This is a genomic window from Enterobacter asburiae (assembly GCF_007035645.1).
In the GTDB taxonomy this organism is placed as follows: domain Bacteria; phylum Pseudomonadota; class Gammaproteobacteria; order Enterobacterales; family Enterobacteriaceae; genus Enterobacter; species Enterobacter asburiae_B.
Genome location: NZ_AP019632.1, coordinates 3,439,623 through 3,452,402, shown reverse-complemented (window position 1 = coordinate 3,452,402; position 12,780 = coordinate 3,439,623). Strand labels below are relative to the sequence as shown.

The 12,780-nt window shown below is 58.2% G+C and carries 14 protein-coding genes; 5 read left to right on the top strand and 9 right to left on the bottom strand.

Annotation, left to right across the window (positions count from 1 at the left end):
* Positions 1 to 7: 7 nt before the first annotated feature.
* Positions 8 to 859 carry a hypothetical protein gene (locus FOY96_RS16545; RefSeq protein WP_033144808.1) on the bottom strand — a complete coding sequence of 284 codons (852 nt, stop codon included), beginning with the start codon at positions 857 to 859 and terminating at the stop codon, positions 8 to 10.
* A gap of 143 nt (positions 860 to 1,002) precedes the next feature.
* On the opposite strand from FOY96_RS16545, the gene fetA reads away from it, so the two are divergent.
* Together fetA and fetB are read left to right on the top strand one after the other, a co-directional pair.
* Positions 1,003 to 1,674 (top strand): iron efflux ABC transporter ATP-binding subunit FetA, encoded by a 672-nt coding sequence (fetA, locus tag FOY96_RS16540; protein ID WP_045887951.1) that lies wholly within the window; start codon positions 1,003 to 1,005, stop codon positions 1,672 to 1,674.
* Positions 1,667 to 2,449 carry an iron efflux ABC transporter permease subunit FetB gene (gene fetB, locus FOY96_RS16535; protein ID WP_039263980.1) on the top strand — a complete coding sequence of 261 codons (783 nt, stop codon included), beginning with the start codon at positions 1,667 to 1,669 and terminating at the stop codon, positions 2,447 to 2,449. Before fetA ends, fetB begins: the two co-directional genes overlap by 8 nt.
* A 49-nt stretch (positions 2,450 to 2,498) precedes the next feature.
* Here the strand turns inward: fetB and FOY96_RS16530 are convergent, their stop codons facing one another.
* Genes FOY96_RS16530 through tesA form a run of 3 tightly spaced genes read right to left on the bottom strand, consistent with a single transcriptional unit; the run spans position 2,499 to position 4,834 of the window.
* On the bottom strand, positions 2,499 to 3,353 hold the full coding sequence (locus FOY96_RS16530; protein WP_023310624.1) for a co-chaperone YbbN: 855 nt from the start codon (positions 3,351 to 3,353) through the stop codon (positions 2,499 to 2,501).
* Between the two features lie 58 nt (positions 3,354 to 3,411).
* A complete protein-coding gene (locus FOY96_RS16525) occupies positions 3,412 to 4,182 on the bottom strand; it encodes an SDR family oxidoreductase (RefSeq protein WP_014882827.1) in 771 nt (256 codons plus the stop codon).
* Between the two features lie 28 nt (positions 4,183 to 4,210).
* A complete protein-coding gene (gene tesA, locus FOY96_RS16520; RefSeq protein WP_032661743.1) occupies positions 4,211 to 4,834 on the bottom strand; it encodes a multifunctional acyl-CoA thioesterase I/protease I/lysophospholipase L1 in 624 nt (207 codons plus the stop codon).
* On the opposite strand from tesA, the gene ybbA reads away from it, so the two are divergent.
* The 3 genes from ybbA to FOY96_RS16505 all read left to right on the top strand — a co-directional run bounded on the left by ybbA (position 4,805) and on the right by FOY96_RS16505 (position 9,231).
* Positions 4,805 to 5,491, top strand: a complete 687-nt coding sequence (ybbA, locus tag FOY96_RS16515) for a putative ABC transporter ATP-binding protein YbbA (RefSeq protein ID WP_143347450.1) — start codon at positions 4,805 to 4,807, stop codon at positions 5,489 to 5,491. The genes tesA and ybbA overlap by 30 nt on opposite strands.
* Positions 5,488 to 7,902 (top strand): putative ABC transporter permease subunit YbbP, encoded by a 2,415-nt coding sequence (ybbP, locus tag FOY96_RS16510; RefSeq protein ID WP_143347449.1) that lies wholly within the window; start codon positions 5,488 to 5,490, stop codon positions 7,900 to 7,902. Before ybbA ends, ybbP begins: the two co-directional genes overlap by 4 nt.
* A 183-nt stretch (positions 7,903 to 8,085) precedes the next feature.
* Positions 8,086 to 9,231, top strand: coding sequence for a porin (locus tag FOY96_RS16505; RefSeq protein WP_023310628.1), 1,146 nt, complete (start codon positions 8,086 to 8,088; stop codon positions 9,229 to 9,231).
* Between the two features lie 123 nt (positions 9,232 to 9,354).
* Here the strand turns inward: FOY96_RS16505 and mnmH are convergent, their stop codons facing one another.
* From mnmH to FOY96_RS16480, 5 genes are all read right to left on the bottom strand, one after another.
* Entirely contained in the window at positions 9,355 to 10,425 is a 1,071-nt protein-coding gene (mnmH, locus tag FOY96_RS16500) for a tRNA 2-selenouridine(34) synthase MnmH (RefSeq protein ID WP_143347448.1), read from the bottom strand.
* Between the two features lie 84 nt (positions 10,426 to 10,509).
* Positions 10,510 to 11,577 carry a 5-(carboxyamino)imidazole ribonucleotide synthase gene (gene purK / locus FOY96_RS16495; RefSeq protein WP_032661448.1) on the bottom strand — a complete coding sequence of 356 codons (1,068 nt, stop codon included), beginning with the start codon at positions 11,575 to 11,577 and terminating at the stop codon, positions 10,510 to 10,512.
* Positions 11,574 to 12,083: a 5-(carboxyamino)imidazole ribonucleotide mutase gene (purE, locus tag FOY96_RS16490; RefSeq protein ID WP_023310631.1), complete on the bottom strand. Its 510-nt coding sequence runs from the start codon at positions 12,081 to 12,083 to the stop codon at positions 11,574 to 11,576. Before purE ends, purK begins: the two co-directional genes overlap by 4 nt.
* A 161-nt stretch (positions 12,084 to 12,244) precedes the next feature.
* Positions 12,245 to 12,430, bottom strand: coding sequence for a hypothetical protein (locus tag FOY96_RS16485; protein ID WP_032661445.1), 186 nt, complete (start codon positions 12,428 to 12,430; stop codon positions 12,245 to 12,247).
* A gap of 68 nt (positions 12,431 to 12,498) precedes the next feature.
* A complete protein-coding gene (locus tag FOY96_RS16480) occupies positions 12,499 to 12,708 on the bottom strand; it encodes a YdgH/BhsA/McbA-like domain containing protein (RefSeq protein ID WP_023310633.1) in 210 nt (69 codons plus the stop codon).
* Positions 12,709 to 12,780: the final 72 nt, after the last annotated feature.

Here is a 12,780-nt window from a genome sequence, read left to right as displayed (position 1 = left end):
TGTGTGTTTATTGCTCGTAAGTATAGGTAAAGTCAGAGATGAATCCATCACCCGCTTCGGCAATGGCTTTGGATAATCCCTGGTAGTACTTCTCCAGCCCCAGCGCTTCGATACGTTGGATCTGTTCGCGAATGGGGGCGCAGAACAGAACGGCATTTCCCGCTTCAACGCGCTTGTTATTGGGAGGAAGATCGCCCGCGATGGCTTTGAACCACGTTCTGATACCCTGCTTTAAATTATGCGGCGCTTTAGTCAGGTTATCCATGCCCGTCAGAACCTGCAGGGTGGGAAACTCATCGGCCAGCACGGCGGTTTTCATGCGCGCAAAGAACTGGCTGAACAATTCAAACGATCCCAGATCGGTCACGCGCGGTTTGGTCGTTTTACCGTTTTTATTGCCGATTTTCCCTGCGGCTGACGCTGGGGCCGGAACCGCATTCACCTTTTCCAGCTCCAGCCCGAATAACAAATTACAGTGCGCACGGCGCTCTTTCAGCGGATAGGACATCAGCACGTCAATGAATTGGGTGGCCTTTACATCCGCAAGATCGTGGTTGATAAGCCACTGGGTACGAGAAAATTCAGCCGGAGAGACGAACCAGTCGGGTACCTCATTGAAACGTTTGGATTTTCCCTTGCCGTCAAATTCCAGGAAGTGTGTCCCGTTGTCGAAGGCGAAATAGCAATTTTTGAAACTGCCGATCGTGGTGTTCACGATGAGCGCCTTCTTAACAAAATCCACCACCTCTGCGCCAATGACAAAACGCGTGAGTTCCGACGATTTGATGACTTCCATTAATGTTTCGACATCAGGAACACCAGGCTTCAGGGAAGGAAACTCATAAAAGATATGTGCCATGCTGCTTACTTCCTGTAGTGATGGTGGAGACAAATGACAAACAAAAAGTTTAACACTTGCTTTAGCGTGAGGCTATTCGCTCTGTGCGCACGAAAGGATTATGCTACAGGCGGTTATTACACGAAGCGGTTAACGGAAGCGTAATGAACGATAAAAAAGAACTATTACATCTCAGGGATATCGGATTTCGTGTTGGAGAAAATATTATTCTCCAGCACGTCGGGTTTAGCCTGTCGCCGGGCGAGTTTAAATTAATCACGGGACCTTCGGGCTGCGGTAAAAGCACGCTGCTGAAAATTGTGGCCTCACTCCTCAGCCCGACGGAGGGCACCATTCTGTTTGAAGGACAGGATATCTCAACCCTGTCCCCGGAAAACTACCGCCAGCAGGTCTCCTACTGCGTGCAAACCCCCGCGCTGTTTGGCGATACGGTTTATGACAACCTGATTTTCCCGTGGCAAATCCGCAATAAAACGCCGGAGCCGGAAAAGTTTATCAGCGATCTGGCCCGCTTTGGCCTGGCGCAGGAGACGTTAACCAAATCCATCACTGCGCTGTCAGGCGGAGAAAAGCAGCGCGTCTCGCTGATCCGCAACCTGCAGTTTTTACCGAAGGTGCTTTTGCTGGATGAAATTACCAGCGCGCTCGATGACGTCAACAAGCGCAACGTTAACGAGATTATTCATCGCTACGCCCGGGAGCAGAATATTGCCGTGCTGTGGGTGACGCACGACGCTAATGAAATAACCCATGCGGATGACGTGATTACGCTTCAGCCGCACGGCGGGAAAATGCAGGAGGCTAACCGTGGGTGAGCATAACATTACCAATGAATCACTGGCGTTTTCGATGGTGCTGGTATTGATTGCAATTGTGGTCAGCTACCGGGAAAAGCTGGGGCTGGAAAAAGATATTGTGTGGAGTATCTGCCGCGCGGTGGTTCAGCTCATCATCGTCGGCTATGTGCTGAAGTATATTTTCAACGTCAACCACGCGGTGCTGACGCTGCTGATGGTGCTCTTTATCTGTTTCAACGCGGCGTGGAATGCGAAAAAGCGCAGTAAATACATTGATAAGGCGTTTATCTCGTCGTTTATCGCCATTACCACCGGGACGGCGCTCACGCTGGCGGTGCTGGTGCTCTCCGGCTCGATTGCCTTTACGCCGATGCAGGTTATCCCTATCTCCGGGATGATTGCGGGGAACGCCATGGTGGCCGTTGGGCTCTGTTATAACAATCTCGGCCAGCGCTTCAGCAGTGAACAGCAGCAGCTGCAGGAGAAATTAAGCCTGGGAGCGACGCCTAAAGTGGCCTCGGCGCGGCTGATCCGTGAGAGCATTCGCTCATCGCTGATCCCAACGGTAGATTCAGCCAAAACGGTGGGGCTGGTAAGCCTGCCGGGCATGATGTCGGGGCTGATTTTTGCCGGTATCGATCCGGTCAAAGCGATTAAGTATCAGATCATGGTGACGTTTATGCTGCTCTCCACGGCAAGCCTGTCAACCATCATTGCCTGCTACCTGACCTATCGGAAGTTCTACAACACGCGCCACCAGCTGGTGGTAACGCAATTAAAGAAAACGGGTTAAGCCTGTTTTGTAGGCCCGGTAAGCGTTAGCGCCACCGGGCATTTTTTTGTTAGTAGAGCAACGCGTACAGCTGACGACGATACTTCGACGCCAGCGCGTCTCCGGTGCCCAGCGCGGCCAGAATTTCCTGGAACATCTTGCGCGCCTGACCGTCTGCTGCTGCCAGGTCTTTTTGCAGGTGGCTGAACAGCAGCTCCAGCGCCTCTTCGTTACGCCCCACCTGGTGCAGCTGCAGCGCCAGCTGGCTTGCCAGCGCGGCATCGGCCGGGTTGTCGGCAACCTGCTGCTGCAGCTGCTGAATTTCCGGGGTGTCCGCCGCCTGTTTCAGCAGCTCAATCTGCGCGACCAGACCCTGATAGCGGGTGTCCTGATCCTGCAGCGGAACCGTCTTGAGTACGGCTTCCGCGTCTTCTGAACGGTGCAGGGCGATCTGCGTTTCCGCCAGCAGCAGGCCAATCTGGCTGTTCTGATTCGACAGCTGCCACGCCTCTTTGAGCAGCGGCAGCGCCTCGTCGTATTTACCTTCCTGCATCAGCGCCATGCCTTCCTGCGCCTTCAGCTCTTCTTCACGCGGCAGCACTTTATCCAACAGGGCGCGGATAGCCTCTTCCGGCTGCGGCCCCTGGAAACCGTCAACGGGCTGGCCGTTCTGGAACAGATAGACGGTTGGGATGGCGCGCAGACCAAACTGAGACGCCACCATCGGCTCGGCGTCGCAGTCCAGCTTAGCGAGAATGAACTGACCGTTGTACTGGGCGGCAAGGCTTTCCAGCACCGGCGTCAGCTGCAGGCAGTGTTGGCTGCGTTCAGACCAGAAGTAGAACAGGACCGGTTTGGTCATCGACTGTTCAAGGGTCTGTTGCAGGTTAGCTTCTGTAATATTGACGATATTCTGTACGGACATGCGGCTTTCTCTTTTGTCGGTTTGTTCTTTACATGGGGATGAGCGTCGTCGCTTCAACTCAACCGTGCAAAATTTTGTCCATCATCCGGCCCGGCAGCAGGCGTTTTAACCAGCCTACGGCATGGGTGACCAGCGTCACCGGATAGCGCATTTTAGGATGTTCGCTCTCAAAAGCATGGCGCACTTTGGCCACCACCGCCTCTGGCCCGAGGGTAAAACGTGCGGCAATGCCGGGGTTCTCGACCGGCTTATCCGCCTGGGTCTGGTTCACGTTTTCGGTAAAGCGGGTGCGGATCGGGCCGGGCTCAATCAGGCTGACCTTGATGCCGCTGTGGCGCAGCTCCATGCGCAGGGCGTCGGACCAGGCCTCCAGCGCATATTTGCTGGCGGCATAGGCGCCGCGGCCCGGGGTGGAAATCAGCCCCATCACTGACGATGTCATCACGATGCGCCCTTCACCGTGCGGCAGCATCGCGGGGAGCAGGCGCATGGTGAGCTGATGCACGCCGAAGAAGTTGGTCGAAAACTGTTTCTCCAGCGTTTCGCGGGAGAGCGTATCCAGCGGACCATACACGCCGTAGCCGGCATTGTTAAAGAGTCCGTACAGACGATTGTCGGTCAGCGCGATCACCTCATCGGCGGCGCGTTCAACGCTCTCCGGCGAGTCCATATCCAGCAGCACGCCGGTAAAGCCCAGCCCGTTCATTCGTTCGACATCGTCGGGTTTGCGACACGCCGCCAGCACCCGAAACCCCTGGCGCTTCAGTTCGAGCGCGCTTTCCAGGCCGATTCCACTGGAACATCCTGTAATTAAGACCGATTTTTGCATAACTTTACCTGTCAGGATCTCCGCTTAATCAGGAGTCATGTTTAACTAAAGGAGCCAGCCGCGTTGCCATCCAGTCGGCAATAAACGGCTGAGCATCGCGATTGGGGTGGATCCCGTCGTCTTGCATCCACTGGGGTTTGAGATAGACCTCTTCCATGAAAAATGGCAGCAGCGGAATATCAAACTCTTTGGCAAGCTTAGGGTAGATCGCGCTAAAGGCTTCATTATACCGACGACCGTAGTTAGCGGGCAGGCGAATTTGCATCAGCAGCGGCTGGGCGTTTGCCGCTTTGATATCCTGCAAAATGGTGCGCAGCGTTTGCTCGGTTTGCTGAGGCTGAAAACCGCGCAATCCATCGTTACCGCCAAGCTCCACCAGCACCCAGCGCGGCTGATGCTGTTTGAGCAGTGCAGGCAGGCGCGACAGGCCCTGCTGCGAGGTATCGCCGCTGATGCTGGCGTTAATTACCGACGTCTTGCTCTGCCATTTGTCGTTGAGCAGAGCGGGCCAGGCCGCGCTCGCCGCCATGCGATAGCCTGCGCTCAGGCTGTCGCCGAGAACCAGTAACGTGTCCGCTGCCGCCGCGCGGAAGGTCATCAGAATCAAAAACAGGAAGGGCAAATGCCAGCGGAAAACAGTGTTGAAGTTCATCATCTTAAGAAGTCCGTCGGTCAGGGGGAACACGAGCTTTCCATCCTTACTGGAGTTGAACTCGTTGTCAAACGCGCTGAAACCATCGCGCTGATTGGCGAATCCGGCTCCGGCAAGTCCACGCTGCTGGCGATTTTGGCCGGTCTGGACGACGGCAGCAGCGGCGAGGTCCACCTGGTCGGGCAACCGCTGCACCAGCTTGATGAAGAGGCGCGGGCCGCGCTGCGCGCGCGTCACGTTGGTTTTGTCTTTCAGTCCTTTATGCTGATCCCCACTCTGAACGCGCTGGAAAACGTCGAACTCCCGGCGCTGTTGCGCGGTGAAAACAGCCGTGAAAGCCGGGCGCACGCGAAGGCGCTGCTGGATCAGCTCGGTCTGGGCAAGCGTCTCGACCACCTTCCCGCACAGCTTTCCGGCGGTGAGCAGCAGCGCGTGGCGCTGGCGCGGGCGTTTAACGGTCGTCCCGAAGTCCTGTTTGCCGATGAGCCCACCGGTAACCTTGACCGTAAAACCGGCGACAAAATTGCCGAACTGCTGTTTTCGCTCAACCGCGAGCATGGCACCACGCTGATCCTCGTAACCCACGATCCGCAGCTCGCCGCCCGCTGCGATCGCCGCCTGCGGCTGGTGAACGGTATTCTTCAGGAGGAGGCATGATTACCCGCTGGTTCTGGCGCGAGTGGCGTTCCCCCTCGCTGCTGATTGTCTGGCTGGCGCTAAGCCTGGCGGTGGCCTGCGTGCTGGCGCTCGGCAGCGTCAGCGACCGCATGGAAAAAGGGCTTAGCCAGCAGAGCCGGGAGTTTATGGCGGGGGACCGGGCGCTGCAAAGCTCCCGCCCGGTGCCGTCGGGCTGGATTGACGAGGCGCGCAAAGAGGGGCTGAAGGTGGGGGAGCAGATAAGCTTCCAGACCATGACCTTTGCGGGCGACACGCCGCAGCTCGCCAGCGTGAAGGCCGTCGATGATATCTACCCGATGTACGGCGAACTGCAGACCAGCCCGCCAGGGCTGAAGCCAAAGCCCGGCACGGTGCTTCTGGCATCACGTCTGATGGTGCTTCTGAACCTGAAACCCGGCGATAGTATCGACGTCGGTGACGCCACGCTGAAAATCGCCGGGGAAGTGGTGCAGGAGCCCGATTCTGGCTTTAACCCCTTCCAGCTTGCGCCGCGCCTGCTGATGAACACCGCGGATGTTGCGGCAACCCATGCTGTTCAGCCGGGAAGCCGCGTCACCTGGCGCTATAAGTTTGGCGGCACGCCTGCCCAGCTTGACGCGTACGAAAAATGGCTTCTGCCGCAGCTCAAACCAGAGCACCGCTGGTACGGGCTGGAGCAGGACGAAGGGGCGCTCGGCAAATCTCTTGAACGTTCTCAGCAGTTCCTGCTGCTTTCGGCGCTGTTAACCCTGCTGCTGGCCATTGCGGCGGTTGCCGTGGCGATGGGCCACTACTGCCGCAGCCGTTACGACCTGGTGGCGATCCTCAAAACCCTGGGGGCGGGCAGGGCGCAGCTGCGCAAGCTGATTGTCGGCCAGTGGCTGATGCTGCTGGTCCTCTCCGCGATTACTGGCGGAATAATCGGGCTGCTGTTTGAAAAACTGCTGATGGTGATGCTGAAGCCGGTGCTCCCGGCCGCATTGCCGCCGGCCAGCCTCTGGCCGTGGCTGTGGGCAATCGGTGCGATGACGGTGATTTCGCTGCTGGTGGGGCTACGCCCCTACCGCCTGCTGCTCGCGACGCAGCCGCTGCGCGTGCTTCGCAACGATGTGGTGGCGAACGTCTGGCCGCTGAAGTTCTACCTTCCGGTGATTATTGCCGTGGCGGTGGGGCTGCTGGCGTGGCTGATGGGGGGCAGCACGCTGCTGTGGGCGGTACTGGCCGGGGCGGTTGTGCTGGCGCTGCTGTGCGGCGTGCTGGGCTGGATACTGCTTAACGTCCTGAAGCGGCTCACGGTGAAATCCCTGCCCGTGCGCCTGGCGGTCAACCGCCTGCTGCATCAGCCGTGGTCAACGCTCAGCCAGCTGTCGGCGTTTTCGCTGTCGTTTATGCTGCTGGCGCTGCTGTTAGTGCTGCGCGGCGATCTGCTGGATCGCTGGCAGCAGCAGCTTCCCCCGGAAAGCCCGAACTATTTCCTGATCAACATTGCCCCTGAGCAGGTCACGCCGCTGAAGGGCTTCCTGTCGGAGCATCATATTATTCCTGAATCGTTCTATCCCATCGTGCGCGCGCGTCTGACGCAGATCAACGGTCAGCCAACGGACGGAAACAAGGACGAGTCGCTGAACCGCGAGCTGAACCTGACCTGGCAGGAGAAACGCCCTGACCACAACCCGATAACCGCGGGCACCTGGCCGCCGAAAGCGGGTGAGGTGTCGATGGAAGAGGGGCTGGCGACGCGGCTGAACGTGAAGCTCGGGGACAGCGTGACCTTTACCGGCGATACCCAGGATTTCACGGCGAAAGTCACCAGCCTGCGCAAGGTGGACTGGGAAAGCCTGCGGCCAAACTTCTTCTTTATCTTCCCGCCGGGCGCGCTGGACGGTCAGCCGCAGAGCTGGCTGACCAGCTTCCGCTGGGAAAACGGCAACGGCATGCTGACCCAGCTCAACCGGGAGTTTCCGACGGTCAGCCTGCTGGATATTGGCGCGATCCTGAAGCAGGTGGGGCAGGTGCTGGAGCAGGTGAGCCGCGCGCTGGAGGTGATGGTGGTGCTGGTGACGATCTGCGGCGTGCTGTTGCTGCTGGCCCAGGTGCAGGTGGGCATGCGCCAGCGCCATCAGGAGCTGGTGGTCTACCGCACGCTGGGGGCTGGAAAGCGGCTGCTGCGGATGACGCTCTGGAGCGAGTTTGCGCTGCTGGGGCTGGTGGCGGGTCTGGTAGCGGCCATTGGCGCGGAAACGGCGCTGGCGGTGCTGCAGACAAAGGTCTTCGACTTCCCGTGGGAGCCTGACTGGCGCCTCTGGCTGATCCTGCCTCTCAGCGGCGCGGTACTGCTTTCTCTTTGCGGAGGCTGGCTCGGCACGCGGCTGTTAAAGGGGAAAGCCCTGTTCCGTCAGTTTGCGAGTTGATTTAGTACGGTGATAGTTGCGCGCCGGGTTTTAATGCCGGTGCGCAGCGTTTAAATAGCACAAAGTGATAATACCCACTCATTTAGTAGCACAAAACATTAAAAACCCGACCACACGGCCCGATTATTTCCAGTTAATATTCACCCGCTAAATATTTAGCAGCGTGTCTATTAAGGAAAAATAATGACTATAAAAAAATCAGCGCTGGCGGCAACGATCGGCGCGGCAGTGGCATTGACTACCTTCGCTTCTCAGGCGGAAATCACCGTTCTTAAGCAGGATCCTCAGGCGGGTAACCCGCTGAGCCGCCTGAACTTTACCGTTGGCGGCAGTATTCGTCCTCAGTTCCAGAACATGACCGGCGACGACGGTAAAAACAGCTACAAGCGTAACGGCTTTGACGGCGGCACCCGTTTCCGTTTCGCGGCTGATTACTATCTGTTTGATGACATCAGCTGGATCAGCTACTACGAGCTTGGTGTCAATATTCCTGCGCAGTTTAACTGGGATCACCACTACGCCGACGGCGCACACGACACCACGCGTCGTATGCTCTACACCGGTCTGAAGAGCGACACCTGGGGTACGCTGACCTTCGGTCAACAGAACAGCGTTTACTATGATGTGGTGGGCGCGAAAACCGATATCTGGGACTACGACATGATCGGTCAGGCGCCAGGTAACGGGATCAACGGCGATTACGACGGATCTTACCGTTCACGCCAGATGCTGAAATATAAGAAAACCGTGGGTGATGCCGATATTTATGCATCCTACCTGTTTGAAGACAGCGAATACCTGCCGGGCAACGGCCTGCGCTACAAGCGTAAAGGCGGCGGCTCGCTGGGTCTGGATTACCACCTGACCACCGACCTGACCTGGGGCGCGGCGTGGAACTACACCCGCGCGGACATGCGTAACCCGGACAACGGCGACAGCAAAACCTACGACCAGAACATCCTCGGTACCGCGCTGAGCTGGACGCCGGACAACTGGACCTTCTCCGCTGGCGGCGGCTGGTACCAGAACTTCCTGACCACCAAAAAAGTGTCTGTTAACGACTACTTCGCCGGTGATGCATGGGGTATTGAATACTTTGCGGGCTACAAGTTCCCAATCGGTCAGTACGCGGTTAAATCCATCCAGCCTTACTTCATGGGTGACCGTATTGAGTACGTGAACGGCCGTAACTACCAGCGCATCGACAACGGCGTGGGTATCAGCTTCCAGCTGGATTACGGTTTCCGCGTGGATTACGAACACGTGTTCACCTCCAGCACCGACAACCTGGGCGACATGAACCTGGTGCGTTTGCGTTACGACTTCTAAGTCGTCTTGTAGGGTGCGGCCTGATGCCCTCACCCTGACCCTCTCCCACGGGGAGAGGGAACAAACATTAAAAACGGCAACCCTGGTTGCCGTTTTGCTTTTACCTCGCCACCCGGCTTTGTTTTAGCGATTAAGCCAGTCAGCGACCTCGCCATACGTCCCGCGATACACAATCTTCTCCGCCTTTTTCTCCAGCTGATAGCCGTACATCGGGTCGTAATAGTCCTTCAGCAGCGGCGCAAGCCAGCTGAAGTGCGCCTCTGTGCTGCCGGAGAGTTGCTGTTCCAGCAGCGCGGAATCTAACAGCGCGGTGAATTCTGCATACCGCTGCAGCCCCAGACGGCGGCGAATGGCGAACAGGCCGTGGTGCAGATACTCGCTGTATTCTTTCCAGCCCGCTTCCTCGCCGTATGCGGCAGAAAAGTCTGCCCACATATGGTCGAAATACTCTTCGCGCAGGCGCTCAAGGCGGACGTCAAACGGGTCTTCGACGACAACGATAGGGGCTTCAGCCATGCGGTCGCGCAGGCACTCCGGCAGGTGGTTGGAGCCAATCATCCGGCCCTCGTCTTCCAGCACCCAGCGCGCGGCGTTTTTTTTCAGGAGCTCAACCGCAAGGTGGTTTTCAAAGCTGGCCTGGGAAAGCTGCGGCGTGAGCGTGCGGCCAAACGACGAACCGCGATGGTGCGCCAGCCCTTCCAGATCGATGCCCTGCGCGTGCTGCTTCACCAGCAGGGTTTTGCCGTTTCCGGTGCAGCCGCCAATAAGCACCATCGGCTTTTGCGACTGCTCGATAGTCACCTGAATCGCCGTCTGACGCAGAGCCTTATAGCCGCCGCGGATCAGCGGGTAGTCAACGCCCGCCTCTTTCAGCCAGGCCTGCGAGATATGCGAGCGCTGGCCGCCGCGCGCGCAGCAGAGAAAGCCCTCAGGATGGGTAAGGCTGGCTTCCCGCCAGGCGTTAATGCGTGCCTCACGCGTCTCGCCGCTCACCAGCTGATGGCCGAGCGCCAGCGCGGCCTCGGGGCCCTGGCGTTTATAGCAGGTACCGACGGCGGCGCGCTCGTCGTCGTTCATTAAGGGCAGGTTGACCGCCGCAGGCATCGCGCCCTGGGCAAATTCGATCGGCGCGCGAACGTCGATTAAAGGGGTATCAGACGCGAGGATCGCGCGATAGTCCGTTCCATCGTTCATGGTTGTTCCAGAAGAAAACTCAGCAGCAATGGGCGGGGATTGTACGCCGGGGAAGGGGAAGATCAACTCCCCGGCGCAGATGTCTTACTTGAGCTTAGACTGTGCCCAGACAATACCGCTCGCATATTCCGGCGGCAGGAGCGGGATCATCGCTTCCAGGGTGGCGCTCAGGCGGCCCGTGTCGCTGTCGTTCAGGTTCAGGTGACCGACCTTACGACCCGCGCGAACCTCTTTGTCATACCAGTGCAGATGCACGAGCGGCAGCTTCAGCCAGTCGTAGTTCAGATCGGTGCCGATCAGGTTGATCATCACCGACGGGCTGTTCACCACGGGCTGCGGCAGCGGCAGGTCCGTAATCGCGCGCAGGTGCAGCTCGAACTGGCTGATGGACGCGCCGTTTTGCGTCCAGTGGCCGCTGTTGTGCACGCGCGGCGCAAGTTCGTTGATCAGCAGACCGGACGGGGTGATAAAGCACTCCATCGCCATGACGCCCACATACCCGAGTTCGTGCATGATGGCAGAGAGCATATCTTCCGCCTGCGCCTGCTGGTCAGCATTGGCGTGCGGGAAGGCGACGCTGGTGCGGAGAATGCCGTCCTGATGCAGGTTATGCGTCAGCGGATAAAAGACGGTATGCCCGTCGTGCCCGCGCGCGCCAACCAGCGACACTTCACCGCTGAAGTTAATGCCCTGCTCAACGATGCACTCGCCGTAGCAGTCGTCCGGCAGTTCTGCCGTTTCATCTGCACGCAGGCGCCACTGGCCGCGGCCGTCGTAACCGCCCACGCGGCGCTTCACGATTGCCAGCTCGCCCAGCATCGCGAAAACGTCATTCCACTCGCTTTTATCGGACAGGAGCTGCCACGGCGCGGTCGGCAGACCGAGCTTGTCGAACAGCTGCTTTTGCGTCAGACGGTCGGCGATGATCGGGAACACGTCGCGGTTAACGAAGGCGTTATGACGCGCCAGCTCGCGGGTCAGAGCCGTTTCCGGCCAGCGTTCGATCTCGGCGGTGATCACGCTCTGGTGGAACGGTACGGCTTCCGGTTCGGCGTCCAGCCCGACGGGCCAGACGGCAATACCCAGCGGCTCACCGGCCTGACGCAGCATGCGGCCTAGCTGGCCGTTACCGAGGACGCAAACCTGCTTCATGCCGCACCCCGCGGGTCCGGATTGTCCAGCACCTCGTCGGTCTGGGCTTTACGCCACTCCGCCAGACGCTGGTGTAATGCTTTATCGTGCGTCGCAAGAATTTGCGCCGCCAGCAGGGCTGCGTTCGCCGCACCCGCTTTACCAATCGCCAGCGTGCCGACAGGAATACCGCGCGGCATCTGGACGATGGAGTAGAGGCTATCCACACCGCTTAACGCGGCGCTTTGGACCGGAACGCCCAGTACCGGCACCAGGGTTTTGGCGGCAATCATGCCTGGCAGATGTGCTGCGCCGCCCGCGCCGGCAACGATCACCTCATAACCGTTCTCTTCGGCGCTTTCGGCGAAGCTGAACAGTTTGTCCGGTGTACGGTGCGCGGAGACCACTTCAACGTGGTGCGGAACATTCAGGATTTCAAAGATTTCGGCGGCGAACTGCATGGTAGCCCAGTCGCTTTTGGACCCCATCACGATGGCGACACGCGCCGGATTATTGCGGGAAGACATGCGTCTTAAAACTCCTGTGGTGCGAAACACACTGCTTTCGAGGGCACAGAGAATAGCATGTTATACGGGCAAGGAAAACGGTTGCGCGGTTAAAAGGCGAGCAGTTATGGCGAGAAAGCGATAACAAAAAAGACCGCACGATGGCGGTCTTTTATGTGATGTTACTGAAGATCCCCTGCGGACAGGTTCTCGTTGTCGAACGCGCGGCTGACATCGATATGATTCACCATGCTGGTGTCGGCATTCGAGCCCGATTTTGGCACGGAGAAGCGATTCTCCGCGGCCTGTGCGCCAGTGGACAACACGACTGCCAGCAGCAGGGTACTTACGATGCTGATGTTTTTCATTCTCTGTTCCTTCCTCATCGTATTGTCGCTGTCGCACGTCTTCGCTGGCGGCACGGCAATCAGGGTTTTTATTTAGTCAGTTCTGCGGTCATGTACACGCGGTTGTTGACCTTCGCGCTCGTGATTTTATAAGAGGCATTCTGCTCGGCGGCCTGCGCGGCAATTTTCGCTTCTGCGCGGTCAAGGGTAGAGGCGGTTGCGCTCACGCTTTGAGCGAAAGAACCGAAAGAAACCAGGGAAAGAGCGGCAACTGCAACGAAAGTTTTGATAGATTTCATGGTCGTATTCCTTAAGTGTTTTATCTGGAATAGGGCGTGTTGCCCTGATGTGACAAATAATAGGCCGACCAC

Bases quoted from the DNA above. Each gene is read 5' to 3' on its own strand.
- FOY96_RS16505 (WP_023310628.1), top strand. From the start codon at position 8,086: ATGACTATAAAAAAATCAGCGCTGGCGGCAACGATCGGCGCGGCAGTG.
- fetA (WP_045887951.1), top strand. From the start codon at position 1,003: ATGAACGATAAAAAAGAACTATTACATCTCAGGGATATCGGATTTCGT.
- FOY96_RS16530 (WP_023310624.1), bottom strand. From the start codon at position 3,353: ATGTCCGTACAGAATATCGTCAATATTACAGAAGCTAACCTGCAACAG.
- ybbA (WP_143347450.1), top strand. From the start codon at position 4,805: ATGCCAGCGGAAAACAGTGTTGAAGTTCATCATCTTAAGAAGTCCGTC.
- mnmH (WP_143347448.1), bottom strand. From the start codon at position 10,425: ATGAACGATGGAACGGACTATCGCGCGATCCTCGCGTCTGATACCCCT.
- tesA (WP_032661743.1), bottom strand. From the start codon at position 4,834: ATGAACTTCAACACTGTTTTCCGCTGGCATTTGCCCTTCCTGTTTTTG.
- purE (WP_023310631.1), bottom strand. From the start codon at position 12,083: ATGTCTTCCCGCAATAATCCGGCGCGTGTCGCCATCGTGATGGGGTCC.
- FOY96_RS16485 (WP_032661445.1), bottom strand. From the start codon at position 12,430: ATGAAAAACATCAGCATCGTAAGTACCCTGCTGCTGGCAGTCGTGTTG.
- FOY96_RS16525 (WP_014882827.1), bottom strand. From the start codon at position 4,182: ATGCAAAAATCGGTCTTAATTACAGGATGTTCCAGTGGAATCGGCCTG.
- FOY96_RS16480 (WP_023310633.1), bottom strand. From the start codon at position 12,708: ATGAAATCTATCAAAACTTTCGTTGCAGTTGCCGCTCTTTCCCTGGTT.
- purK (WP_032661448.1), bottom strand. From the start codon at position 11,577: ATGAAGCAGGTTTGCGTCCTCGGTAACGGCCAGCTAGGCCGCATGCTG.
- ybbP (WP_143347449.1), top strand. From the start codon at position 5,488: ATGATTACCCGCTGGTTCTGGCGCGAGTGGCGTTCCCCCTCGCTGCTG.
- FOY96_RS16545 (WP_033144808.1), bottom strand. From the start codon at position 859: ATGGCACATATCTTTTATGAGTTTCCTTCCCTGAAGCCTGGTGTTCCT.